This is a genomic window from Mesorhizobium sp. M0601 (assembly GCF_040320845.1).
GTDB lineage: Bacteria > Pseudomonadota > Alphaproteobacteria > Rhizobiales > Rhizobiaceae > Mesorhizobium.
Genome location: NZ_JAMYQK010000010.1, coordinates 99,649 through 124,892, shown reverse-complemented (window position 1 = coordinate 124,892; position 25,244 = coordinate 99,649). Strand labels below are relative to the sequence as shown.

Genomic DNA, 25,244 nt, shown 5'->3' with positions numbered 1-25,244 from the left:
GTTCTTGGTCCTCGTTTGTTGGGCCTTGCGGCCAGCATCAGCTTTCGAAAATCGTACCGGTCTTGGCTGCACGCGCACGGTCGCGGGCGAGCGTGGCGATCGCCGTGTCCTGCACGCCGGTGCCGGTCAGGTCGGCAATGGTGATGTCGCTGTCCGAGCGCCGGCCATGCCTTTCGCCGGCGATGATGTGGCCAAGCTCGGTGATTTCGGCATCGGACGCCATCACGCCCGCCGCGATAGCATGGTGCAGTTCGCCCAGCCGGCGCGTCTGTTTGGCGCTATCGGCGACGTAGAGATCGGCCATGCGCAGGATCGCCGGCGCGATCTCGTTCTTGTGCTCGGCATCCGAGCCCATGGCAGTGATATGCTGGCCGGCGGAGACGAAGCCGGCCTTGATCAGCGGCTCGGTCGACGGCGTCGTGGTGACGATGACGTCGGCATCGGCCGCAGCCTTTGCCGCGTCGGGCTCGGCGTGAACGGCGATGTGCAGTTTCTCGGACAATGCGTCGGCCGCGGCCTCGGCCTTGGCGGCATCCCTTGCCCAGATGCGGGCTTCCGTGATTGGCCGCACCAGCATCAGCGCTTCGAGCTGCAGTCCGGCCTGAACACCGGCGCCGAAGATCGCGGCAACGGAGGAACCCGCCCGCGACAGATGTTTGGCGGCGACCGCACCGGCGGCGGCCGTGCGGATGTCGGTGAGATAGCCATTGTCGAGCAGCAGCGCCTCGACCAGACCGGTTTTCGCCGACAGCAGCACCACCATGCCGTTGACGCTGGGCAAGCCGAGCTTCGGATTGTCGAAAAAGCCGGGGCTGATCTTGATCGCAAAACCGTCGATGCCCGGTACATAGGCGGTCTTGACGTCGACCTCGCCGCGATGCTCGGGAATGTCGAGCCGAAGGATTGGCGGCATCGCCACCGGCAAGGTGGCGAGCGCGCGAAACGCGTTCTCGACGCAGGCAACGGCATCGAGATCAAGCTCCACGATCTTGCGCAATTCACCTTCGGTGAGGATCGTCATCCGGCTCATGCTGCGCTCTCCGCAATTGCTTCGCCGCAGATGATCTTGCGGTGCAGTGTCATATCGATGTTGCGGCCGGACAGCACGAGCACCGTCGGGCCGCTCGCCCTGATCTTGCCGGCAAGCACGGCTGCGATGCCGACCGCGCCGGCGCCTTCGACGATCTCGCGCTCCTGCTCATAGGCATGCCGGATGCCGGCGGCGATCTCGTCCTCGCTGAGCAGGATCACATCGTCGAGCAGGTCGCGGCACATGGAAAAGGTCAGCCGGTTGTCGAGGCCTATGCCGCCGCCGAGGGAATCGGCCAGCGTCGGCAGTTCTTCGACCAAAACCGGATGTCCGGCGTCGAGGCTCGCCTTCATCGCCGCACCGCGCGCCATTGAAACGCCCACCACCTTCGTCGCCGGGCTGACGCCCTTGACGGCAGCGGCAACGCCAGCCGCCAGCCCACCGCCGGAAAGCGGCACCAGCACAAGGGCGGCATCAGGAACCTGTTCGATGATCTCCAGCCCGAGCGTGCCTTGCCCGGCGACAATGGCGGGATGGTCGAAAGGCGGCAGCATGACCAGCCCCTCTTCCGCGACCAGCCGTTCGACCTCTCGCTGCGCATCGTCCTGGCTGTTGCCGACGATGCGGATCCCGGCGCCGAGCCGGCGGATCTCGTCGAGCTTGTTCTGCGGCACCAGCCGCGACATGCAGATCGTCGCGTGGATGCCTTGCAATTGAGCAGCATAGGCAAGTGCCCGGCCGTGGTTGCCGGTCGAGGCCGCGACGACGCCGCGCGCCTTCTCCTCTTCTGTCAGCGAAGCGATAGCGTTCGAGGCACCGCGCAGCTTGAAGGCGCCGGTGGTCTGCCGATGTTCGAGCTTGAGATAAACAGGAGCGCCCAAGTGCTGGGAAAGACTCCGGGAAGGAACGGTCGGCGTACGCTCGACCTTGCCTGCGATGCGCTCGCGCGCGGCGTGGATTTCGGACAGGCTTATCCTGGACGTGGTCATGGCTCATCAATCAGTTCAGCGGCAGCGTCATCAGACGGCCGAATTCAGGGCGCGGCTCGTCGTCGTCGCAAAGCCGCAGGCAATTCCAGGCCGTCGCCTGGTTGCTGGTGACGACAGGACGGCCGATGGCTTCTTCCATGCCGACAACTGCCGCCGCGGACCGCAGTGCCGTGCAGGAGACAAACAGCGCGTCCGAGTGTTCGGCCGTCGCCTCGCGAGCCAGATCGACCAAGGATTTCGGCGCAATCCGCGCCATCTCGCGATCATCCTCGAAGCCGAGGCAAGTGAAGCTGACGATTTCGAAACCATGCTCGGTGAAATAGGCCGCCATCGGCCGGCTGGTCTCGACCGTATAGGGAGTGAGGATGCTGATCGTCCTGGCGCCCAGCGCCTTCAGGCCGCGCACCCCGGCCATCGGCGGCGTAACCACCGGCGCGCCGGGTTTGGCGGCCTGCACCGCCGCCTCGATCTCGGCATCGCCGATCACGACGGAGGCCGAGGTGCAGGAATAGCAGATCGCGTCGAGCGGCTCGTCGGGCAGGATCAGGGCCGCGGCCGCCTTCAGTGACGGCTGCATCTTGCGCAAATTGTCCGGCGTCGTCGGGTTGGCGTAGGGGATGCGTGCGACATAGACCCCGATGCGGTCGCTTGCCACCATGCGGTGAAAATCCGGTTCGCTCGTATGGTCGGTGGCAAGGATGATCAGGCCGACCCGCTTTTCCAGCGGACGCGCGTCGAGCGGCGGCCGGGCCGAATGCAGGCGGATTTCGGGTGCAGCGCTCATCTTTCGATCCGCCCATAACGGTGTTCCAGCCAGCGCAGCAGCACCACCGAGAACAGGCTGATGGCGAGGAAGAAGGCGCCGACCAACGTGATCGGTTCGATATACCGATAATAGGTATTGGCGACGCTCTTGGCCTGGTTCATCAGTTCCAGCACGGTGATCGCCGACAGCAGCGGCGTCTCTTTGAACATGGCGATGAAATAATTGGCAAGCGCCGGGATCATCGGCGGGATCGCCTGCGGAATGATGATGTGCGTCCAGGTCTGGGTGGCGTTCAGATTGCAGGCCTTGGCCGCTTCCCACTGGCCGCGCGGAACATTATCGATGCCGGCGCGGTAGACCTCGGCCGTGTAAGTGCCGTAATGCAGCCCGAGACCGATAACGCCCGCGACCAGCGGCGGCAACAGGACGCCGAAATCCGGCAGCACGTAGAAGATGAAATAGAGCTGCACCAACAGCGGCGTGCCACGGATGAACTCGGCAAGGAAACCGACGGTGCGCGACAGAGCCCTGTTCGGCGACCGGCGCGCCAACGCGATGCCCAGCCCGACGATCGCCGCCAGTACCGAGCCGAGCAGCGTCGCCAGGATGGTGATCTTCACCCCCTCGATCAGCGTCGGCAGGATCTGCCGGACAAAATCCCAATCCCATTCCATTATCAGGCCCGATCCATCATACGCGCACCCCGTCGAGGCCACGAGCCATGCGGCGTTCCAGCGACCGCACGCCCCAGGAGATGAGCAGCGCCAGGACGAAATAGATGACGAGGATGGTGCTGAACGGCACCAGAGTATTGCCGGTCTGCGAGCGCACCACCTGCGCCTGGAAGGTCAGGTCGGCGAGCGAGATCAGCGAAACGACGGCGGTGGCCTTGAGCAATTCAATGGCGTTGTTGCCGAAGGTCGGCAGCATCACCAGAAGCGCCTGCGGCAGGATGATATGGCGCATGGCTTGCCAGCGGCCGAGATTGAGGGCGGTACAGGCCTCATATTGTTCGCGGCCGATAGACTTGATGGCGCCACGCACCACTTCCGCCGCATAGGCGCCGACATTGAGGCCCAGCGCCAGCACCCCGGCCTGCAGCGGCGTCAGCGAAATGCCGGCAATGGGCAGCACGAAATAGGCCCAGAACAGCTGCACAAAAATCGAGGTGCCGCGGAAGAACTCGATATAGGCGGTGGCCAGCGCCCGCAGCACGAAAAACCGCGACAGCCGCCCCAGCCCGGCGAGAAAAGCCATGATCAAGGCCAGCACCGACCCCATCAGCGTCAGCTCGATGGTGACAAGCGCTCCTTGCAATATCAGGCCGAAATAGCCGGACCATTGGGTCATTAGGGCTAAGCGTTTCCTCGCTTGGTGATCATTACAGAACGCCGGCGCCGCCCCTCATCCGCCTGCCGGCACCTTCTCCCCGTTATAGGGACGGGGAGAAAGGTGAAGCTCCAGCGTTGGCGCCCCCCTCTCCCCGTTTTTGACGGGGAGAAGCTAGGGTGAGCGGCACTTTTTACTTCGCCGAGCAGAGCTTGTCGCGGCTCGTCGACATTGCCGCCGCCGCCGAGAAGCCGTAAGGCTCGATGATCTTGGCGAACTCGCCGGACTTCTTCAGTTTCGCCAGCTCGACATCATAGGCGTCGCGCAGCGCTTCGTCGCCCTTCTTGAAGGCCGCGCCGTCGCAATAGACCGGCGCACCGACCACCGGCGCGATGACTTCGAGGTTCGGATCATTGGCTTTCTTGACCAGGTCGTTGATCGACAGCACGGGCAGCGAATAAGCATCGATGCGGCCGTCCTGCAGCATCTTCAGGCCGCTCTGGCCGTCCGGCACGACGATGACGCGCTCGCGCGGCACACCTGCGGTGAGCGCCAGCTTCTCTTCAGTGCCGCCACCCGGCGCGCCGATCGTGGCGCTCGCGTCCTTCGCGACGTCCTCGTAGCTCTTGAAGCCCTTCGGGTTGCCCTTCTTCACCAGCATCGCCTCGGCGTCGCACAGCACCGGTTCCGAATAGGCGACCGCAGCACAACGTTCCGGCTTCATGAACAATCCGGCGGTGACGACGTCGAAACGGCCGGCCTGCAGGCCGGGGATCATGGCGCCATATTCCGAGATCGAGGCGACGATATCGTTGACGCCAAGGCGTTTGAAGATTTCACGGGCAACGTCAGGCGCCGCACCCGAAACCTTGCCGTCGGCAGCGACCGCCGTATAGGGCGGCTCGTTGGCGATGGCGACGCGGGCAAAGCCTTGCGCCTTGAGCTCTTCGAGCTTGCTGTCGTCGGCCGAGCCGGCCGTCGAGGCGGCCAGCACCGCCGTCAGCGCAATACCGGCGACGCCGGCCAAAATGGCAAATTTCTTCATTGTTCCCAACTCCTTGTTTGTCTGTCTTCTTGGCTTGCTTGAGGCGTTGCCGCCTCGCATGGCAGTCAGACCCGATGTCCGGCCGCAATGATCTTCTTCAGGAAACCTTGCGTGCGCTCCTGTTTGGGATGGCGGAAAATCTCGTCGGGCTTGCCCTCCTCGACTATTCTGCCGCGATCGAAGAACAGCACCCGGTCGGCGAAGTCATGGGCGAAACCCATCTCGTGGGTGACCAGCAGCATGGTCATGTCGGTCTCGGCGGCGAGCTTGCGCATGACGTTGAGCACCTCGTCGACGAGCTCAGGGTCGAGCGCCGAGGTGACCTCGTCGAACAGCATGATTTTCGGCGACAGCGCCAGCGCCCGCGCAATCGCGACGCGCTGCTTCTGGCCGCCTGAAAGCTGCGCCGGCATCGCTTTGGCCTTCTCGACCATGCCGACCATGTCGAGCAGTTCCATCGCCCGCTTTTCGGCGGCGGCCCGCGGCACGCCTTTGGTCAGCATCGGTGCCAGCGTCACATTGTCGATGACGCATTTGTGCGGAAACAGATTGAACAGTTGGAAGACCATGCCGATCTTCTGGCGCATCTTTGCCAAATGCCGTTCATCGGCCGTCAGCAGCCGGCCGTTGCGCTCCATGTGGTACAGCTGTTCGCCGTCGACTTGGATGTGGCCGCTGTCGATACGCTCTAGCGTCATCAGGATGCGCAGGATCGTCGTCTTGCCCGAACCCGACGGGCCGATCAGTGCCAGCTTCTCGCCGGGCATGACTTGCATCGAGAGGCCGTCCAGCACCTTGAAGGTGCCGAAGCTTTTCGAAATGCCGTCGATCTTGATGATGGGCGCCGACAATGAATTTCCCGTGCTGGAGAAGCTATGCCTTTAACGATGCGGATCGCGGCAAATCATGTCAATCAAGAAAATAATATCATGACAATATTCCGAACTCCGCACAATTCCCCGCCATTTGTTGCCTAGATGGCAAGCAGGAGATGCTCGGGATCGCCGAGCAGAAGCTTGGTGACAACGCCGAGACCGGCACGCAGTTCCCCCTCCGTGGTCGAGCCCAGCGAAATCCGTACGGCGGGATGCCAAGGCATCTGCGAAATGCGAAACGACGTACCGGGCGCAATCGCCACGCCCTGCAGGCGCGCCTGGGACACAAAGCTTTCCTCGCCGCGATCCTCGGGCAGCCGCAGCCAGACATGCAGCCCGTCGCGATGAGCCCGATAATCCACTCCGGCAAGCACCTCGGCGGCTATGTCCAGACGCCGCCGCAAAGCCAGGCGCTGCCATCGCACGAGTTCCATCGCGGTGCCGTCGGTCACCCATTTGGTGGCGATCTCGGCCACCAACGGCGTCGCCATCCAGTTCGAGACGAGATGGCGATTGGCGACCGCGGCGACATAACGATCGGGCGCCGCGAGATAGCCGATGCGCAGGCCCGGCACCACGATCTTGGTAAAGGAGGTGACGTAGAGCGTGCGCTCGGGGGCAAACGCCGCGACCGGCGGCGGACGGTCCTCGACCAGCGGGCCGAGCACGTCGTTTTCGATAATGGCGATGTCGTGCCTGCGCGCCACCGCAGCGATCTGCTCGCGCCGGGCGGCATCCATCAGCGTTGCCGTCGGGTTGATCACCGAGGGCTGCACGAACACGGCGCGGATGTCGGACAGCCGGCAGGCCTCGTCGAGCGCTTCCGGGATCAGCCCATTGTCGTCGATCGGCAAACCCTCGAGGTTGAAGCCGAGATAACGCGCCAGCGGGATCAGCGTGTGGTGGCCGATCGCCTCGGTGGCGACGGTCGAACCGGGCGGCGCTACGCTCATCAGCGCTACCGTCATACCGGCGGTGGCGCCGTTGGTCAGGCTGATGTTCTGCGGCGACGCGTCGAGGCCGCAGAGCCGCAGCCACTCGACACCCACCGCACGGTGGCGTGGGAACACCATGTTCGGCCTGAACGACAGCGCCGAGCTCGACGGCAGGTTTTCGGCGAGCCAGCCCAGTGCCTGCCTCAGCCGCTCCAGATGCATCGGTTCGCAGACCGGCTTCAGGATGGAGAGGTCGATGACCTCGCCCAGCCGCTCCGGCAGATAGGGCGGCTCCGGCTCGCGGCGCTGCGTCTGCACGAAGCTGCCGCGGCCGACCTCGCCGGAAACCAGCCCGCGGCGGATCAGCTCCTCGTAGGCGCGGCTGACCGTCTGCACGGAAAGTTGCAGATCGTCGGCCAGTTGCCGGTGCGTCGGCAAGCGCGCGCCATTGGCCAGGCGCCCGTCATGAATGGCGCGCGCGAACTGGTCGGCGAGCGATTGATAGGCCGGCCGCCGGATAAGAGCGGGATCTGGTCGCCAAAATGTCATGACTTATTAGAGATCGAAATCAGTGCAATTGACAATCGAAATAATGCGCCGTCATGGTGTCCGGCACCGGAAGTGGGCGATCATGGCTGCAGCGAAACTCGATCCGATCGATCTGAAAATACTCGACGCCATCCAGCGCGACGGGCGCATCACCAAGCTGGCGCTGGCCGAAAAAGTCGGCCTGTCGCCGACGCCGTGCTGGATGCGGCTGCGCAAGCTGGAAAAGGCCGGCATCGTCTCGGGCTACCATGCCAGGATCGCCATGCGCGCCATCTCGCCGGTCGCTACCGTGCTGATGGAGGTGACGCTTGCCAGCCACCGCCAGGCCGATTTCGACCGTTTCGAGCGCGTCATCCGCGACATTCCCGAGATCGTCGCCTGCTGGTCTGTCGGCGGCGGCGTCGATTACCTGCTGAAGGTGATGGCGCGCGACATCGACGCCTATCAGCGGCTGGTCGACACTCTGCTCGAACGCGAGATCGGCATCGACCGCTATTTCACCTATATCGTCACCAAGACGGTGAAGGAGGAGAGTGTGCTGCCGGTGGCGGACCTGTTGCCGGCATCTTCCTGATACCGGAGAGATCGTCTGCGCGCTCGGTGCAATAGAGACAATCTCTCTACGTGCAGGCACGCAAACAGCCTCTCTGTTTGCGCGGCAGAGATAGTCTTGCGGCATCACCCGAACCGGGAGCCCGATGATGTCCGCACATTTTGCCCGCTCGCAGCGCCATGAAGCACTTGACCGCCTCGCCGACCGACGGCTGCTGCGCGAACTCGCCTATGTCGCTGGCCACTGGACGGCGAGCGAGACCGCGGAGAGTTTCGAGGTGACCGATCCGGCCACCGGATCCACCGTCGCTTTCGTTGCCGCGCTCGATGCCCGGCAGACGACATTGGCGATCGATGCGGCATCGCGCGCCTTTCCTGCCTGGCGCGCATTGCTGCCGCAGGAACGGTCGAAAATCTTGCGAAAATGGTTCGATCTGATCGTCGCCGCCAAAAATGACCTGGCCCTGCTGATGACGCTCGAACAAGGCAAGCCGCTGAAGGAATCGCGCGGCGAGATCGACTACGCAGCCTCTTTTGTCGAGTGGTATGCCGAGGAGGCCAAACGTCTCAACGCCGAAAGCGTCACCAGCCATTTGCCAAATGCCGAGATGGTGGTGCGACGCGAACCGCTCGGTGTCGTCGGCGTCGTCACGCCGTGGAATTTTCCAGCGGCCATGCTGACCCGCAAGGCGGCTGCCGCCCTTGCCGCCGGCTGCACCATCGTCGCGCATCCTTCCTCGGAAACGCCGCTGTCGGCACTGGCGCTGGCCGAGCTTGGCGAACGTGCCGGCCTGCCGGCTGGCGTGTTCAACGTCCTCACCGGCAGGGCTTCGACCATCGTCGGGCGGATGTGCGAAGACCCGCGCGTTCGCGCCATGAGCTTCACCGGCTCGACCGAGACCGGCAGGCTGATTGCCGCGCAAAGTGCGCCGACGATGAAGCGTCTGGTGATGGAACTTGGCGGGCATGCGCCGCTGATCGTCTTTGCCGACGCCGATCTCGACAAGGCGGTGAGAATAGCCGTCGACGCTAAATTTGCCACCTCCGGCCAGGACTGCCTCGCCGCCAACCGCATCTATGTCCAGCGTCCGCTATACGATCGGTTCTGCGCTGCTTTCGCTAAACGCGTCGAGGCATTGCGGGCCGGCAATGGCCTCGCTGACGACACCGAAATCGGACCCTTGATGCACGAACGCGCCGTCAAGAAGGTCGAGGAGCAGGTGGCCGATGCGCTCGCCAAAGGCGCGCGTTGCCTGACCGGCGGCAAGCGCCATCCTGCCGGGCCGCTGTTCTACCAGCCGACCCTGCTCGCCGACGTTGGAGACGACGCTTTGATCATGCGCGAGGAGACCTTCGGTCCGGTTGCGGCAGTGACGCCTTTCGACAGCGAAGAGGAAGTCGTCGCCCGCGCCAATGCGACAGAGTACGGCCTGGTCGCCTATGTCGTGACTGAGAATGGCGGTAGGCAATTGCGCATCGGCCGCGCGCTCGACTATGGCATGGTCGCCATCAACCGCGTCAAGATCACCGGCGCGCCGGTCCCGTTCGGCGGCGTCAAGCAGTCCGGCATCGGTCGCGAGGGCTCGCGTCACGGGCTCGAAGCCTTTACCGATCTCAAATATCTCTGCCTCGACGTGGCGTAACGCCCCGTCAGGCTTTTGCTTTCAAGGAGTAAAAAATGCTCGACCAGTCCAACGAACTCGCCGCCTGGGATCGCGATCATTTCTTCCATCCCTCGACCCATATGGGCACGCACGCACGCGGTGAATCTCCGACGCGGGTGATCGCCGGTGGCGAAGGCGTCACCATCTGGGACAATAGTGGGCGCAAGAGCATCGATGCCTTCGCCGGGCTCTACTGCGTCAATGTCGGCTATGGCCGCCAGAAGATAGCCGACGCCATCGCCGCGCAGGCCAAGAACCTCGCCTATTATCACGCCTATGTCGGGCACGGCACCGAGGCGTCGATCACGCTTTCCAAGATGATCATCGACCGCGCCCCGCAAGGCATGTCGAGGGTCTATTTCGGCCTCTCCGGTTCCGACGCCAATGAAACCAACATCAAGCTGATCTGGTACTACAACAACGTGCTCGGCCGGCCGGAGAAGAAGAAAATCATCTCGCGCTGGCGCGGTTATCACGGCTCCGGCATCATGACCGGATCGCTGACCGGCCTCGACCTGTTCCACAACGCCTTCGACCTGCCGCGTGCGCCGGTCCTGCACACCGAGGCGCCCTACTACTTCCGCCGTGCCGACCGCTCGCTGAGCGAGGAGCAGTTTTCGCAACACTGTGCCGACAAGCTCGAGGAGATGATTCTCGCCGAAGGGCCGGAGACGGTCGCCGCGTTCATCGGTGAGCCTATCCTCGGCACCGGCGGCATCGTGCCGCCGCCGGCCGGCTACTGGGAGAAGATCCAGGCGGTGCTGAAGAAATACGACGTGCTTCTGGTTGCCGACGAGGTCGTCACCGGCTTCGGCCGGCTGGGCACCATGTTCGGCTCCGACCACTACGGCATCAAGCCCGACCTGATCACGATCGCCAAGGGCCTGACCTCGGCCTATGCGCCGCTGTCGGGCGTCATCGTGTCAGACAAGGTCTGGCAGGTGCTGGTGCAGGGTTCAGACAAGCTCGGCTCGCTCGGTCATGGCTGGACCTATTCGGCGCATCCGATCTGCGTCGCCGCCGGCGTCGCCAACCTGGAACTGATCGACGAGATGGACCTGGTGCGGAACGCCGGCGAGACCGGCGCCTATTTCCGCGCCGAGCTGACGAAAGCCGTCGGCGGCCACAAAAACGTCGGCGAGGTGCGCGGCGACGGCATGCTGGCGGCGATCGAGTTCGTCGCCGACAAGAACGATCGCGTATTCTTCGACGCCTCGCATAAAATCGGGCCGCAGGTCGCGACCACCCTTGCGGCAAGCGGCGTCATCGGCCGGGCCATGCCGCAGGGCGACATTCTCGGTTTCGCGCCGCCGCTCTGCCTGACGCGGCAAGAGGCCGATATCGTCGTGTCGAGGACGGCCGACGCGGTGAAGAGCGTGTTTGCAAATATCTGAAGAGCCGACATGAATGCCATGACCAAGACCCTCCCCGCCACCATGGCCGCCGTGCAGCTGATCGGGCACGGCGGACCGGAAAAGCTCGTCTACCGCACCGACGTGAAAGTGCCCTCGCCCGCCCGGGGCGAGGTGCTGGTCAAGGTCACCGCTTGCGGCATGAACAACACCGACGTCTGGGTGCGCCAGGGCGCCTATGGAACGGAGGAGGATGCCGCCGCTGTGTCGACCTGGCGTCGTCGGGGCAATACGCTGAGCTTCCCGCGCATCCAGGGCACCGACACGGTCGGCAACATCATTGCCGTCGGCGACGGCGTCTCGCCGACCCGCATCGGCGAGCGGGTGATGGTCGATTTCTCCATCTACAATCGCGACGACGATTCACTCGCCGACATCGACTATATGGGCCACGGCCGCGACGGCGGCTATGCCGAATATCAGGCGGTGCCGGCAGAGAATGCCCATGTCGTCGATACCGATCTCAGCGATGTCGAGCTCGCCACTTTCTGCTGCGCCTATCTCACCGGCGAACAGATGCTGGAACGCGCAGCATTGAAGGCCGGTGAGCGCGTGCTGGTCACCGGCGCCTCGGGCGGCGTCGGCTCCGGCATCGTGCAGTTGGCGCGGGCACGCGGCGCCATTCCCTATGCGGTTGCCGGCAAGGGCAAGGAACAGGCCGTGCGTGACATCGGCGCCGAGGCGGTGATCACCCGTGGCGTGGCCGACCTGCCGGCAGCCGTGAACGAGGCGACCGGCGGGCGGCCAATCGATGTGGTCGCCGACCTGGTCGGCGGCGCCATCTTCAACGACCTCCTGCGCATCTTGAGGCCGGAAGGCCGCTATACCACGGCCGGCGCGATTGCCGGCCCGGTCGTCCAGCTCGATCTGCGCACCATGTACCTGAAACAGCTGCAACTGCATGGCTCAAGCCAGGGCACACGCGCGGATTTCCGCCGCATCGTGCGCTACATCGAGGACAAGAAGATCCGGCCGCTGGTCGGCGGCGTCTACAAGCTGTCCGATTTCCATCGCGCCCAGGCCGATTTCATCGCCAAGGATTTCGTTGGCAAGCTGGTCGTCGTGCCGGATGCGTCGCCAAAATAGCGCGTCGACCAAAAACGCCTATGACAGGCTCGGGCCGTTCGCGGACGCGGTGAGGTCGAGCGCCACATCCAAGCAGCGTTTTCGTGATGGCTTTGTTTATCTGAATGAGCAAAACCCATTCTGATTTGGCTGCACGCCGGCAACAAGGATTCCTGACCCTCTCCTGCGGTGTTATAGGTTTTCGCGATTTTCTTATAACTCCCGCTTGCGTCCCTTGAGGTCATGCCGCTATAAGAGAACCGCATTTTTCTTATAACCGGAGCCGCCTGACATGAAGACGGTCGACCTCGTTTACCGCACGATGTATGCGGAACTCGTCCAGCGATCCTTGGACGCAGTCTTCGAAACGGATTTCCCTACGACGGGCAATCTCGTCAAGGTGCCCGTCAAGGGCAAGGTATACTGGTATTTCGAGGAAACGCAGCCGACGAAGACGCGACGGTATGTCGGGCCTGACAGCGATCCCGAGATTGCAAAACGCGTTGAATCCTTCCGTCAGATCAAGGACGACCTCCGCGCCCGCAGGAAGCTGGTATCCACGCTCGTGCGCGAGGCAGGGCTGACAGAACCCGAAAGGTTCACCGGGGATGTCGTCGAGGCGCTGGGGAAGGCTGGCATCTTCCGCTTACGCGGCGTCCTGGTCGGCACAGTCGCCTTTCAGTCCTACGCGGGCTATCTGGGCGTGAAGCTGCCCGGTGCAGCGTTGCAGACGGGCGATGCAGACTTCGCCCTATTCCATTCCGTGTCGGCCGCGGTCGAGGACAGCCTGCCGCCCATCCTCGAAATCTTGAGGGAGATCGACCCAACCTTCAGGGAAATCCCTTACAGATCAGATCCCGGACACGCGACGCAATTCGAGAACGCAGTCCGATACAAGGTCGAGTTCCTTACACCGAACACGGGCAGCGATGACTACGCCGATCATGCAACCTCGATGCCGTCTTTGGGCGGTGCATCCGCGCAGCCTCTTCGGTTTCTCGATTTCCTGATCCACGAACCAATCAGAACTGTGCTGCTGCATCGATCGGGAGTGCCTGTCGTGGTACCGTCGCCCGGACGATATGCGGTTCACAAGCTGATCGTTGCCTCGCGCCGACAGAACAACGCAAACGGCGTGGGCAAGCGGGAAAAGGATGTCCGCCAGGCAGCACTTCTGGTCGAGGCACTGGAAGCTACCCGTCGCCAGGACGATCTCGCCGTCGCGTTTTCGGAAGCGTGGGACAGGGGGAAACATTGGCGTGAAGCGATACAAAAAGGACTTGGCTTGATTCCCCAGAAACAGCGTGGCGACGTCGAGGCGACGATCGTCAACGCACTTTCAGGAATCGGCGAGGAACTGGAAGGATTCAGCGGCTCATCTGCGAAAACAAAGCACGGAGACTAAACGGCAGCAACGGGTGTGGAGGGTAACCTTCTGCCAGCCGTCGCCGAGGCGTTTTTGTTTTCAGGTTTCAAAAATCGACTTTGCCTATTCAGCTCTGCGATCGGATCTGCTTGGCGGCAGCCTCGAGCGACCGTTCAAACGCGTCGATCACCTGGTCGACCTGCGGCTCGGTGATGATCAGCGGCGGGCAGAAAGCCAGCGCATCGCCCATATTGCGCGAGATGACGCCGTTCTGCTGCATGAAGCCGTTGACGAGCCCGCCCAGTTCACTGGTCTTCCCCCACGGCGCCTTGTTCGCCTTGTCGCCGACCAGTTCGACCGCCGAAATCAGGCCGATGCCGCGCACCTCGCCGACAAGCGGGTGCGAAGCGAGCGTGCGCAGCCGCTTCAGCATATGCGCGCCGACCGCACGCGCATTGCCGACAAGGTCGCGCTCCTCGATCAGCTTCAGGTTCTCGAGCGCGACCGCTGCCGCAACAGGATGGCCGCCGCCGGTGAAACCGTGGCCGAAGGTGCCGATACGGTTGCTTTCGTCGGCGATCGGCTCGAATACCTTGTCATTGATCAGCAGGGCTGAGATCGGCAGGTAGGACGAAGAGATCTGTTTCGATAACACCATGATGTCGGGCCTGATGCCGAAGGTCTGCGAGCCGAACATCTCACCAGTTCGGCCAAAGCCGCAGATCACCTCGTCGGCGATGAGCAGGATGTCGTATCTCGACAGGACCGCCTGTATCTTCTCCCAGTAGCCCGCCGGCGGTACGATGACGCCGCCGGCGCCCATGATCGGTTCGCCGAAAAAGGCGGCGATGGTTTCCGGTCCTTCGGCGAGGATCAGCTTTTCCAGTTCGTCGGCAAGCCGCGTCGAAAACAGCTCCTCGCTTTCACCCGGCAGCGCCTCGCGCCAATGGTGCGGCGTCGAGGTATACAGCACATTGGCAATCGGCAGGTCAAAGGAAGTGTGGTTGTTGGGCAGTCCGGTCAGGCTTGCCGAGGCGATGGTGACGCCGTGATAGCCCTTCTTGCGGCTGATGATCTTCTTGCGCGCCGGCTGGCCGAGCGCATTCGACCGGTACCAGATCATCTTCATGGCCGTATCGTTGGCCTCGGAGCCGGAATTGGTGAAATACGCCTTGCTCATCGGCACCGGCGCCATCTGCACCAGTCTCTCGGCGAGATCGATCAGCGGCGAATGCGATTTGGAGCCGAAATCGTGATAGTAAGGCAGCTTCGACATTTGCCGTACTGCCGCATCGACCAGCCGCTTCTCCGAAAAGCCGACCGCGACGCTCCAGAGCCCCGCCATCGCCTCGATATAGCGGTTGCCGGCAAGGTCCTCGACATAGATGCCGTCGCCCTTCTCGATGACGAGCGGCCCCGACTCCTGATGCTTGCGCGCATTCGTATAGCCATGCATGTGAAAGCTTATGTCGCGGGCTTCGGGTGAATTCGGTCGTGCGTCCATGACGGCTCCTGATGCTGACGCGGAACAATCCTGCCGCCGGTCCGGCTCGGCAGGTCCCCGTGCGTTATGCCGTTTGATGCATCTTTCTCGAACGGTATAGTGTCAAGCGCTTTCGGCAGGGCCAGCGGATGGATGGACGCATGCAGAACTTCGGCTTGACCTAACCGTGGACCATGTCGACTGCATTGTCGCCGGCGCCGGCGTTGTTGGCCTGGCGATCACGCGAGAGATGGCGCAGCGCGGCATCGATACGCTGGTCCTGGAAGCCGAGAACGCTATCGGCACCGGGACAAGCTCGCGCAATTCCGAGGTCATCCATGCCGGCCTCCACTATCCGGTTGGATCGCTGAAAGCCCGGTTCTGCGTGGCCGGCCGAGAAAGACTCTATCGCTATTGCGAGGAGCGGGCGGTCCCACACGCGCGCTGCGGCAAGCTCATCGTTGCCACAAGTGCCGAACAGGAGCCGGTGCTCGCCTCAATCCGGGCCAATGCACGCGCTTGCGGCGCCGGCGACCTGTTGCGCTTGAGCGAAGCCGAGGCGCATACGCTGGAGCCCAGCCTTAAGTGCACGGCGGCGCTGCTGTCGCCCGCCACCGGCATCATCGACAGCCATGCCCTGATGCTCGCCCTGTTGGGCGACGCCGAGGAGCACGGGGCGGCACTTAGTCTCAACACGCGCATCGCCTCCGGCCGCATCGAAGCAGGCCGCGTCGTGCTCGAGACGGTGGACGCTGCCGGCGGCGAGCGCTTCGAGATCGCCACTCCGCGTTTCGTCAATGCCGCCGGGCTTGGCGCCGCAGCACTTGCCGGTTCGCTTGAAGGGCTCAATCAGCAATTGGTGCCAAAGCTCCATTATGCCAAGGGCAATTATTTTTCGGCGGCCGGACGGGCGCCGTTCTCGCGATTGGTCTATCCGGTGCCCGAACCCGGCGGGCTCGGTGTTCATCTGACACTCGACCTTGATGGCGTCGCCCGCTTCGGGCCGGACGTCGAATGGACCGATCAACTCGACTACCGCGTCGACCCGGCTCGTGGCGAGCGCTTCTACAGCGAGATCCGCAAATACTGGCCGGACCTGGCCGATGGCAGCCTGCAACCCGCTTACAGCGGCATCCGGCCAAAACTGTCCGGTCCCGGTGAGGCCAATGCCGACTTCGTCGTCCAGGACGTGGCGGTGCACGGCGTGGATAGCCTGGTCAACCTGTTCGGCATCGAAAGCCCCGGCCTGACCTCCTGCCTGACGATTGCCGACCACGTCGCGCAGTGCCTCGCGCCGAAGTTGTAGCGTGCGGCGCCCCGCGCCGCGATCTGCACTGTATCAAGGCGCATTGCGTGAACTTTCAGACGCAAGTCGCCTATGAGGCACATCGCGCACTTGCAGCCCGCTCCGCGCTCTGATTCCCTGCATTCTGGGGCTGTCCTGATTCGCACTGCCCGGTTCAGAGTTTTCGCAGTGCGCCCGGGACAAGCTTCCAGCGACCACTCGGCGTATCCAGGGAGAACGGCAATGAACACCGCGACGAGGCCGGTAATCTCGGAGATGAGGCCCAAGATCACCGTCGTCGGGGTCGGCGGCGGCGGCGGCAACGCCGTCAACAACATGATCGCCGAAGGCCTGCAGGGCGCGGAATTCATCGTCGCCAACACCGATGCCCAGGCCCTTGCCATGTCGAAGGCAACGAGGCTGATCCAGTTGGGCGCTCATATCACCGAAGGTCTCGGCGCCGGGTCCCTGCCCGAGGTCGGCCGTGCCGCGGCCGTGGAATCCATCGACGAGATCATGGATCACCTTGCTGGAACGCACATGTGCTTCGTGACCGCCGGCATGGGAGGCGGAACCGGCACTGGTGCCGCGCCTGTTATAGCACAGGCAGCGCGGGCAGCCGGAATACTGACCGTTGCCGTCGTCACCAAGCCATTCGTCTTCGAAGGCAGGCGCCGCATGTACGCTGCCGATGAGGGCATCGAGCGCCTGCGCGAAAGCGCCGATACCGTCATCGTCATTCCCAACCAGAATCTGTTCAGGATCGCCGACGCCAGAACCACGTTCGCCGACGCCTTTGCCATGGCCGACCGGGTCCTCTATGCGGGTGTCGGCTGCATCACCGATCTGATCGTCAAGGAAGGCCTGATCAATCTCGACTTCGCCGATGTGAAGTCGGTGATGCGCGACATGGGCCGCGCCATGATGGGAACCGGCGAAGCCGCCGGAGAAGGCCGCGCCAAGAAGGCAGCGGAAGCGGCAATCGCCAACCCGCTGCTCGACGAAGCTTCGATGATGGGCGCCAAGGGCGTCCTTGTCTCGATATCGGGCGGCATGGACATGACGCTGTTCGAGGTCGACGAAGCCGCTACCCGCATCCGCGAGGAGGTCGACAACGATGCCGACATCATCGTCGGCGCCATCTTCGACAAGGCACTCGCCGGAAAATTCAGGGTATCGGTCGTGGCGACCGGCTTGCGGCGTGGCCTGGAGATTCCACTGCTTGCCGAACCGGAAGTTCGCATGAACTGAACAGCGTTATCGCGTGCGGTTCGCTCAGCTGATTGCCAGCCTCGCGTCACCACGGCCGCGCGCCGTCGATCACTTCCATGGCGCGTGCAGCAAAACGGCCGGCCAGCGGTGCCACGTCGGCCGCATCGGCCGCAACCGCGCTGCCGGCCAGCACGCGGTCGGCGATGCCGACGAAGATCACGGCAAAGCGGAACATGGCAAACACCAGATGGAACCGCTGGAGCGGCGCCGTCGGCACGGCGTGGGCGAAGTAATGATCGAGGAATTCGCGCTGTGTCGGAATCCCGAGGGCTGCCTGATCAAGGCCGAGGATGCCGCCATATTCGTCCGATGAGGAATGCCAGGGCATCGAGCAGAAGCCGAGATCAGCAAGCGGATGGCCGAGGGTCGATAACTCCCAGTCGAGTATGCCGATCACCTCGGGCCGCTCGGGATGGAAGATGAGATTGCCGAGACGGAAATCGCCATGCGCGATCGAAACGTGGCCGTCATCTGGCGGAAGATGTCGCGGCAGCCATTCGGCGACGGCTTCGAGCGCGGCAATGCGCTCACTCGGCGATTCCCGCAACTGTCTGGTCCAGCGCGCGATCTGTCGCTCAAAATAGTTCCCGGGACGGCCATAGTCGCCGAGCCCAACCTCTTCCGGCCGGACTGCGTGCAGCTTTGCCAGCGCCTCGGCCATGCCGAAATAGATGCCGCGCCGCTCGTCCGGCGCCAGTCCCGGCAACGCGCCATCGTGGAACACCCGGCCGTCGAGCCGCTGCATCAGATAGAACGGCGTGCCGAGCGGCTCGTCGCCGTCGTGATAGAGCACCGGCCGCGGCACCGGCACCTTTGTCGATGCTAGCGCCTCGATCACCCGGTACTCGCGATCGACCGCATGAGCGCCGCGCAGGATCGGTCCCGGAGGTTTCTTGCGCAGAACCATGCGGCGGCCGCCATAGTCGACGAAATAGGTCGGGTTGGATTGGCCGCCGACGATCCGCTCAAGCGACATTTGGCCATCGCCAAAATGCGCTCTCAGAAAATCCTCCAGGCGTACCGGATCGAAATCCATCCTCATTGCCGGCTCAGCGGTTCCCGCCGCGACCTGTTTCGTCTTGTCTGCCGGCTTCGACATGCCAGCGCCAGAAGCCCGCACCTTCCTCGTTGAGAAAGCGGTTGAGCACCATCTTGTGGACCTCGTCGGCGCCGTCGACCAGGCGAGCTTGGCGGGCGTAGCGGTAAATCCATTCGAGTACAGTGTCTTTCGAATAGCCGCGGGCGCCGTTGATCTGGATCGCCACGTCGGCGGCGTCATGCAGCACGTTGGCGACCTGGATCTTGGCCATGGAGACCTCCTTGCGGGCAAAGCCACCGCGATCGAGCTCCCAGGCCGCCTTCATCACCAGCAGCCGCCCGATCTCGATGCGCATGGCAAGGTCGCCGAGCATCAGCTGGATACTCTCACGGTCGGCCAAAAGCTGCCCGAAACCGCTACGCTCGGCGGCATAGGCGCGCGCGATCTCGATGCAGCGCTTGGCAAGACCGAGCCAGCGCATGCAATGGGTGAGCCGCGCCGGACCGAGCCGGACCTGGGTAACCCGGAGGCCGCTGCCTTCGCCGGCAAGCACGTCCTCGACCGGGACTTCCAGGCCGTCGAACTCCAGCTCGCAATGGCCGCCATGTTCTTCCGGTCCCATGATTTCGATGCGCCGCACGATCCGCCAGCCCGGCTGGTCCTTGTGGAACAGCAAGGCCGAAAGGCCGTGACGCGGATCGTCCGAAGTGCGCGCAATGAGAATGAAGTGGCTCGCCTCTTGCGCGCCGGTGATGAACCATTTGCGGCCTGTGACGACATATCTGTCGCCACGCCGTTCGGCTCTGGTCATGATCATCGACGGGTCGGAGCCGCCGCCCGGATGCGGTTCCGTCATTGCGAAAGCCGAGCGCACCTTGCCCTCGACGATCGGTTTCAGCCATCTTTGCTTCTGCTCAGGCGTTCCCAACCCTTCCAGCATCATCATATTGCCATCGTCGGGGGCCGCGGAATTGAACACGACCGGACCGAAGATCGAGCGGTTCATCTCTTCATAGCAGACGGCCATATCCACCTTGGAAAGGCCGGCCCCGCCGGTCTCGGGTTTGAGCTGCAGGCACCACAGGCCGGCTGCTTTCGCCTTGCCGCGCAGCGTTTCAAGCAGCGGCAGCGCAATATTGCCATGGCCGTCATAGCAAGCCTTGTCAGCCTCGAGCGGCAGGATTTCGCGCTCGACGAAATCGGCGATCCGGCTGCGGAAGGCCTCGGTTCGGACGGAAATGTCGAAATTCATGGCGCTCACAAGGATGAAACGAGATGCCGCCATCGGCTCCGATGGTCGCGCCGGTAGTGTAACTGCCGTCGTTGAATGCGAGCAACAGCAGTTCGCCGGCCGTTCCTTGCGCACGTTCAAAGCGCCGGTTCGATACGCATCGATGCCGGCGTGCTGCCGATGGCGGTCGAATTCCAGGAGTACTCAGGCTTCGTATGGCTAACGTCCGCGACAATGCTCAGATCAATTCGAGGACAGCGCAGCCATAGCCGTCCAGCGTCAACACTCCGGAGACGGGTCCTTCGCTATCGAGCAGGTTGCTGCCGAAGGGAACGCCGGTTACCGAAACGGGCGTGTCTTTGACGTTTTGCACGAACAGCAGCCGGCGTTCGTCATTCTCGCGCATCGTGACCTCGACGCCGTCCGGCAGATCCGGAACCAGAGGCTCCACATTCGCATCGACGAAAGTGCGCGTAGCGAGTTGAGCTGTCAGCTCCGGGGTTAGATAAGTGCCGACATAGAGCACACGGCCCTTGCCGACGGCGCGGGAGGTAATTGCAGGCGTTCCCGCCGCGTAGCGGTTCGACCAAACCCCTACAATTTCGACTTCCGGTTCGACTGCGAGGTTCTCATAGAAATAACCGGCATCGACCTCGTGGTTTCCGACGGTAAAACGACGGATACGGCGGCTGGATTCGGCCGGTCTGTCGGGAGGAATAACGAGCCCGCCGGAGCGCGACATCGTATTGAACAGGCCATTGGCCCCAGGTGCCGCCAGCCGCCCGAAATCCTCGACGCGAACGCCGGTCAACTTCGACAGCGACCGGCCCGGCGCTGTCTCGCGGATGACGTGGTTGTTTTCGTCGCGGGTTCCAGTGCGCGCGCCGATGATGACGGTACCGCCATTTTCGGCAAAGACTTGCAGCCGCTCGGTCCAGCTGTCCTTCCAGATCACCCAATGCGGCACGTAGAACACCTTGAGCTTCGACAGATCGTCTTCCGGGTGGATGAAGCCGCAGGCGATGCCGCGGTCATAGCAATACTGATGCAGCAAGATTGCATCATCCTGCGGACTTGGCAGGCCGATGGGGAAGGTCTTGTGGGCTTCCTGATTGTCGAAGTCCGAGCCGGCGATGCCGACATCCATCCGCACATGGGTGCCCAGGATCTTGTCTTTAAGCGCCGTCATCTCGGTGGCGAACTGCCTGGCTTCGTCATAGCGGCGGCGAGCGACATCATCATGGTCTATGATGCCCATCCAGTATATCTCGGCGCCGAAATGTGCGGGACGCCAGCGGAAGAACATGATCCCATCGGCGCCACGCGCAACCGACGACATCGCCATGCGTCGCATTTCGCCTGGCTCCGGCGTCAGCGTGCAGAAGCCCGGCTGGGCGCCAAAACCCGACTGTTGTTCCGGCACTATGTAGTTGCCGGAAAATCCCCTGCAGATGTCGAGATGCAGCGCCTGGATCTTGGCGTGATTGCCGAGGCGAAAGAACTCGTCATAGAGGAACGGATAGATGTCGTAGCCGACGAAGTCGAGATCGGTGGAGAATTGGCCGCGAAAGTCGATGTCACGCAATCCGCCGAGATTGTGGAAGATGAACCAACTGGCATTCGCTTTTCTCAGGATCTCGACCTGGTCGTGCTGGAACCGTGCTGTCGAAAAGGCGAGAAAACGGTGGTAGTCCTGGAGGTGACCGGGACCGGGAAAGGACGGGGAAAAATCCAGCGGGAAGACAATTTCGCGGAAATCGCCGTAAGCCGTCGCCCAGAAATCGCCACCCCAGGCGAAGTTCAGCCTGTCTATCGTCTGGTAGGTTTCCTGGAGGTAAGCCTGGAATTCCTTCAATGCCGACGGCGAATAGGATTCCGGCATGCTGGTGTTGAGTTCGTTGTCGGTCTGCCAGCCAATGACATTTGCGTTGTCGCGGTAGTGGTCCGCCATCGCGTTGGTGATCCTGCGGCTATAGTCGCGAAACACCGGGCTGCTGGTGTCGGCATACTGGCGCGAGCCGTGGCCCATCGACCGGCCATTTCCATCAAGCCGCAGGATTTCCGGATGCTTTGCGGTCAGCCAGCGCGGCGGGGTGGCGGTCGGCGTGCACAGGATCGTGTTGACGCCGTGACGCGCGAGGCCCTCGATTGCCCGGTCGAACAGGTCGAAATCGAAGGTGCCTTCACGCGGTTCGAAAATGTGCCAGGCGAATTCGCCGAGGCGGGCGACGTTGAAGCCGGCCTCGGCCATGCGCCTGGCGTCATTGTCCCAGTAACTCTCGTCCACATGCTCGGGGTAATGCGGCGCGCCGACCAGAAAGCGGTCGGTCTGGATCGTGCGCCAGACCGACAGGGCGCGGCCTCTTGAAGTCTTGTTCACGAAGGATACTCCTGCAGATCAGTCGGTGATGGTGGGTTTGCGGGCACTGATTGTCCGCTCATCGACAGAGGAAAAGAGATAGACGTCACGCGGCTCGACCTTGAAGCCGACGGTCGCATCGGCAGCGACGGCGCTCGCATGGCCGATCTGGACGGTGACGTTGCCGCTGCCGCTTTCAGAACTGACGCATTGCAGCGGGCCGGCGTCGGCATAGAGGATGGTCTCGCGGCCGAGATGCTCGACCAGCCGCACCCGTCCTGCAAAACTCGCTGTCCCTTCCGCGGCCAAGCTGATGCTCTCCGGCCGAATCCCCATCGTCACCCTATCGCCGACCTGTACGGATGCCGCTTCCGTCAGTTCGACAGTCAAAGGAGAAAGACCGGCGGTCGACAGCGTGGCGGCGCCGCCGGAGACAGCGGCGACGGTCACTTCGAAAAAATTCATCCGGGGTGCGCCGAGGAAGCCCGCGACGAAAAGGTTGGCCGGATTGCGATAGAGTTCGAGCGGAGCGCCCACCTGCTCGACCGAGCCGCGATTGAGCACGACGATACGGCTCGCCATTGTCATCGCCTCGGTCTGGTCGTGCGTGACATAGACCATGGTGGCGCCGAGCCTGGCGTGCAGATCGGAAAGCTCGACGCGCATCTGCGTGCGCAGCGCTGCGTCAAGGTTGGATAGCGGTTCGTCGAACAGGAACACATCGGGCGAGCGGGTTATCGCACGGCCGATCGCCACTCGCTGACGCTGGCCGCCGGAAAGCTGTTTCGGCCGCTTGTCGAGCTGGTCGGTAATGCGAAGGATCTTGGCGGCTCGCAGCACGGCGGCATCGATCTCGGCCTTGGGGCGATGCGCCATGCGCAGGCCGAAACCCATGTTCTCGGCGACGGTCATATGCGGGTAAAGCGCATAGGACTGGAAGACCATGGCAATGCCGCGCTCACCCGGCTCGGTGGTGGTGACATCGCGGCCGCTGATGAGAATCTTACCGGTCGAGACGGTTTCAAGCCCGGCGATGATCTTCAACAGCGTTGACTTGCCACAGCCGGACGGCCCGACGGTGACAATGAACTCGCCCTGTTCGACGCTGAGATCGATGCCGCGCAGCGCGTGGTAGCTGCCATAATTCTTTTGTATCTGCCGGAGTTCAAGACTGGTCATGGAGCCCTGCTTGCGAAATCAGTTTCGGATCGGGTGGGCGACGCCTTGAAGCCATGGTCGCTCATCCCTTGACCGCTCCCATGGTGAGGCCGGTGATGAAGTGCTTCTGCATTAGGAAGAACATGCCAACCGGCGGCAAAGCCACGACGATGGTGCCGGCCGAGATCAGGTTCCAGGCCGAGACCCATTCGCCGCGCAGGTTGGCGAGGCCGGCGGTTACCGGTTTGACGGTATCGCTGATGGTCAGCACGACCGCCCAGAAATAATCGTTCCAGATAAAGGTGAAGAGCAGGATGGCCAGCGCCGCGAGAGCCGGCCGCACCAATGGGACCACGACATGTACCAATGTCTGAAACGGCGTCGCGCCCTCGGCCCTGGCGGCCTGAAACAGTTCTCCCGGCAAGGCGGCGATGAAGTTGCGCATGAACAGTGTCGCAAACCCGGTCTGGAAGGCGATGTGGAAGATGATCAGGGCCGCCATCGTGTCGTAGAGGTTGAGCCGCACCATGAGATCGCGCACCGGGATCATCATGATCTGGTGCGGCAGGAAGTTTCCGCCGACGAACAGGGCGAAGACGAGCATATTGCCGCGAAACCGGTAACGGGCGAGCACGAACCCGGCGAGCGTGCTCAAGATGAGAACGCCCATCACCGAGGGGATGGTGATCGTCAGGCCGTTGAGGAAGTAGCGAGCCATCGGCGTCTGGGTGAAGACCGCCGTGTAGTTGTCGACCAGGCCGAATTGGGTCGGCCAGCCCCACAGATTGCCGCCCATGACATCCTGTGTAGAGCGGAACGAGGTAAGGATGATGGCAAAGAGCGGCGCCAGCCAGACAATCAGGATGCCGACCACCAGCACGACATAGAGGCCACGCTGCCAAATAGCAGTCTCGGGAATCGGGCGGGGAAACATCAGCCGCCTCTTTCATCGGCGCGGATCATCCGCGTCAGGTACCAGGCGATGAAGACCGCCATGATCACGAACAGCACCGAGGCAATGGCCGCGCCATAGCCGAAGCGGTAGGAAAATATGGACTGCTCGAACATCTGATAGGCAAGCACCTCGGACGAACCGAAGGGGCCGCCGCTGGTCATCACCGAGACCATGTCGAAGGAACGCAGTGCGCCGACAACAGTGACGGCGATGGCGATAAAGGTGACCTGCGTCAGCTGCGGCAACACGATGTGGCGCAGCATGTTCCAGCCCCTGGCGCCGTCGACCCGCCCGGCGCCGATCAGGTCCTCGCTGAGATTGTTGAGGCCGGCGAGATAGAGCACCATGCAGAAGGCGATCTGCGGCCACAACGCTGCGATCACGACGGCGAAGGTGACGAAGTTTTCATCCGACAGCACTGCCGGGGCGGTCGCGCCGAAGGTGCGGAAGATCAGGGCGAGAAGTCCGAATTCCGGCGTATAGACCCAGGTGAAGACAACGCCGACGGCAACCGAAGCCAGCACCAGCGGAATGAAGAACAGCGATTTGAGCAGGCGCATGCCGCGGATTTTCTGGTTGACGAGCAGCGCGATGGCGAGGCCGAGCGGCGGCGCCAGCATGAACATCACCAACCAGATCAGATTGTTCTTCAGCGAAACATAGAACTGCGGGTCGGCGAACAGTTCGCGGTAGTTGCCGAGGCCGATCCAGACCATCGGGCTGAAGCCGTCCCATTCGTGCAGGCTGATCCACAGGCTCTCGACCGCAGATGCCAGAATGACGACGGAAAACAGCACAGCGGCTGGCAGGATCAGAAGTGTCGGTGTCAGCCACCAGCGATGGCGGCGCCAAAGCTTCGTCATTTTGGGAGACCTCATTCACGGA

At 62.9% G+C, this 25,244-nt stretch carries 22 protein-coding genes; 7 read left to right on the top strand and 15 right to left on the bottom strand.

Features of this window, described 5'->3' with window-relative positions; genetic code table 11:
• Positions 1–37: 37 nt before the first annotated feature.
• The 8 genes from NKI41_RS12510 to ehuR all read right to left on the bottom strand — a co-directional run bounded on the left by NKI41_RS12510 (position 38) and on the right by ehuR (position 7,518).
• Positions 38–1,030: a cyclodeaminase gene (locus tag NKI41_RS12510; RefSeq protein ID WP_352473229.1), complete on the bottom strand. Its 993-nt coding sequence runs from the start codon at positions 1,028–1,030 to the stop codon at positions 38–40.
• Entirely contained in the window at positions 1,027–2,019 is a 993-nt protein-coding gene (gene eutB / locus NKI41_RS12505) for a hydroxyectoine utilization dehydratase EutB (RefSeq protein WP_352683227.1), read from the bottom strand. The genes NKI41_RS12510 and eutB overlap by 4 nt, the downstream gene beginning before the upstream one ends.
• A 10-nt stretch (positions 2,020–2,029) precedes the next feature.
• Positions 2,030–2,803: an ectoine utilization protein EutA gene (gene eutA, locus NKI41_RS12500; protein ID WP_352683225.1), complete on the bottom strand. Its 774-nt coding sequence runs from the start codon at positions 2,801–2,803 to the stop codon at positions 2,030–2,032.
• On the bottom strand, positions 2,800–3,459 hold the full coding sequence (gene ehuD, locus NKI41_RS12495) for an ectoine/hydroxyectoine ABC transporter permease subunit EhuD (RefSeq protein WP_352467665.1): 660 nt from the start codon (positions 3,457–3,459) through the stop codon (positions 2,800–2,802). The genes eutA and ehuD overlap by 4 nt, the downstream gene beginning before the upstream one ends.
• A gap of 16 nt (positions 3,460–3,475) precedes the next feature.
• Positions 3,476–4,135, bottom strand: coding sequence for an ectoine/hydroxyectoine ABC transporter permease subunit EhuC (gene ehuC / locus NKI41_RS12490; protein WP_352473226.1), 660 nt, complete (start codon positions 4,133–4,135; stop codon positions 3,476–3,478).
• Positions 4,136–4,307: 172 nt separating this feature from the next.
• Complete coding sequence (gene ehuB / locus NKI41_RS12485; protein ID WP_023677200.1) at positions 4,308–5,159, bottom strand: ectoine/hydroxyectoine ABC transporter substrate-binding protein EhuB; 852 nt, start codon at positions 5,157–5,159, stop codon at positions 4,308–4,310.
• Positions 5,160–5,224: 65 nt separating this feature from the next.
• Positions 5,225–6,010 carry an ectoine/hydroxyectoine ABC transporter ATP-binding protein EhuA gene (gene ehuA / locus NKI41_RS12480; protein ID WP_352683223.1) on the bottom strand — a complete coding sequence of 262 codons (786 nt, stop codon included), beginning with the start codon at positions 6,008–6,010 and terminating at the stop codon, positions 5,225–5,227.
• Positions 6,011–6,132: 122 nt separating this feature from the next.
• A complete protein-coding gene (gene ehuR / locus NKI41_RS12475) occupies positions 6,133–7,518 on the bottom strand; it encodes a MocR-like ectoine utilization transcription factor EhuR (RefSeq protein WP_352683221.1) in 1,386 nt (461 codons plus the stop codon).
• A gap of 82 nt (positions 7,519–7,600) precedes the next feature.
• Between ehuR and NKI41_RS12470 the strand changes: the two genes are divergently transcribed.
• From NKI41_RS12470 to NKI41_RS12450, 5 genes are all read left to right on the top strand, one after another.
• Positions 7,601–8,092 carry an Lrp/AsnC family transcriptional regulator gene (locus NKI41_RS12470; RefSeq protein WP_352473224.1) on the top strand — a complete coding sequence of 164 codons (492 nt, stop codon included), beginning with the start codon at positions 7,601–7,603 and terminating at the stop codon, positions 8,090–8,092.
• A gap of 127 nt (positions 8,093–8,219) precedes the next feature.
• On the top strand, positions 8,220–9,713 hold the full coding sequence (locus NKI41_RS12465; RefSeq protein WP_352683219.1) for an NAD-dependent succinate-semialdehyde dehydrogenase: 1,494 nt from the start codon (positions 8,220–8,222) through the stop codon (positions 9,711–9,713).
• Between the two features lie 35 nt (positions 9,714–9,748).
• Positions 9,749–11,128 carry an aspartate aminotransferase family protein gene (locus tag NKI41_RS12460; protein ID WP_352683217.1) on the top strand — a complete coding sequence of 460 codons (1,380 nt, stop codon included), beginning with the start codon at positions 9,749–9,751 and terminating at the stop codon, positions 11,126–11,128.
• Between the two features lie 9 nt (positions 11,129–11,137).
• Complete coding sequence (locus NKI41_RS12455; RefSeq protein WP_352501341.1) at positions 11,138–12,232, top strand: alcohol dehydrogenase family protein; 1,095 nt, start codon at positions 11,138–11,140, stop codon at positions 12,230–12,232.
• 271 nt (positions 12,233–12,503) lie between these two features.
• Complete coding sequence (locus tag NKI41_RS12450; RefSeq protein WP_352501342.1) at positions 12,504–13,616, top strand: nucleotidyltransferase family protein; 1,113 nt, start codon at positions 12,504–12,506, stop codon at positions 13,614–13,616.
• 88 nt (positions 13,617–13,704) lie between these two features.
• On the opposite strand, the gene NKI41_RS12445 is transcribed toward NKI41_RS12450, so the two are convergent.
• The gene (locus NKI41_RS12445; RefSeq protein WP_352501343.1) at positions 13,705–15,081 is read right to left on the bottom strand and encodes an aspartate aminotransferase family protein; all 1,377 of its coding nucleotides are present in this window, start codon (positions 15,079–15,081) and stop codon (positions 13,705–13,707) included.
• Between the two features lie 166 nt (positions 15,082–15,247).
• On the opposite strand from NKI41_RS12445, the gene NKI41_RS12440 reads away from it, so the two are divergent.
• Both NKI41_RS12440 and ftsZ read left to right on the top strand, forming a co-directional pair.
• Positions 15,248–16,366 carry an NAD(P)/FAD-dependent oxidoreductase gene (locus tag NKI41_RS12440; RefSeq protein WP_352683215.1) on the top strand — a complete coding sequence of 373 codons (1,119 nt, stop codon included), beginning with the start codon at positions 15,248–15,250 and terminating at the stop codon, positions 16,364–16,366.
• 222 nt (positions 16,367–16,588) lie between these two features.
• Entirely contained in the window at positions 16,589–17,596 is a 1,008-nt protein-coding gene (ftsZ, locus tag NKI41_RS12435; protein WP_023677189.1) for a cell division protein FtsZ, read from the top strand.
• Between the two features lie 46 nt (positions 17,597–17,642).
• Here the strand turns inward: ftsZ and NKI41_RS12430 are convergent, their stop codons facing one another.
• The 6 genes from NKI41_RS12430 to NKI41_RS12405 form a co-directional block, all read right to left on the bottom strand.
• On the bottom strand, positions 17,643–18,659 hold the full coding sequence (locus NKI41_RS12430) for a phosphotransferase family protein (protein WP_352501437.1): 1,017 nt from the start codon (positions 18,657–18,659) through the stop codon (positions 17,643–17,645).
• Positions 18,660–18,666: 7 nt separating this feature from the next.
• Complete coding sequence (locus NKI41_RS12425) at positions 18,667–19,908, bottom strand: acyl-CoA dehydrogenase family protein (protein WP_352541731.1); 1,242 nt, start codon at positions 19,906–19,908, stop codon at positions 18,667–18,669.
• A 217-nt stretch (positions 19,909–20,125) separates the two neighbouring features.
• Positions 20,126–22,267, bottom strand: coding sequence for a beta-galactosidase (locus tag NKI41_RS12420; protein ID WP_352541682.1), 2,142 nt, complete (start codon positions 22,265–22,267; stop codon positions 20,126–20,128).
• An 18-nt stretch (positions 22,268–22,285) separates the two neighbouring features.
• Positions 22,286–23,425: an ABC transporter ATP-binding protein gene (locus NKI41_RS12415; RefSeq protein WP_352683213.1), complete on the bottom strand. Its 1,140-nt coding sequence runs from the start codon at positions 23,423–23,425 to the stop codon at positions 22,286–22,288.
• Positions 23,426–23,486: 61 nt separating this feature from the next.
• Positions 23,487–24,338 carry a carbohydrate ABC transporter permease gene (locus NKI41_RS12410; RefSeq protein WP_352683211.1) on the bottom strand — a complete coding sequence of 284 codons (852 nt, stop codon included), beginning with the start codon at positions 24,336–24,338 and terminating at the stop codon, positions 23,487–23,489.
• Positions 24,338–25,222, bottom strand: coding sequence for a carbohydrate ABC transporter permease (locus NKI41_RS12405; RefSeq protein WP_023677182.1), 885 nt, complete (start codon positions 25,220–25,222; stop codon positions 24,338–24,340). Before NKI41_RS12405 ends, NKI41_RS12410 begins: the two co-directional genes overlap by 1 nt.
• Between the last annotated feature and the right edge of the window lie 22 nt (positions 25,223–25,244).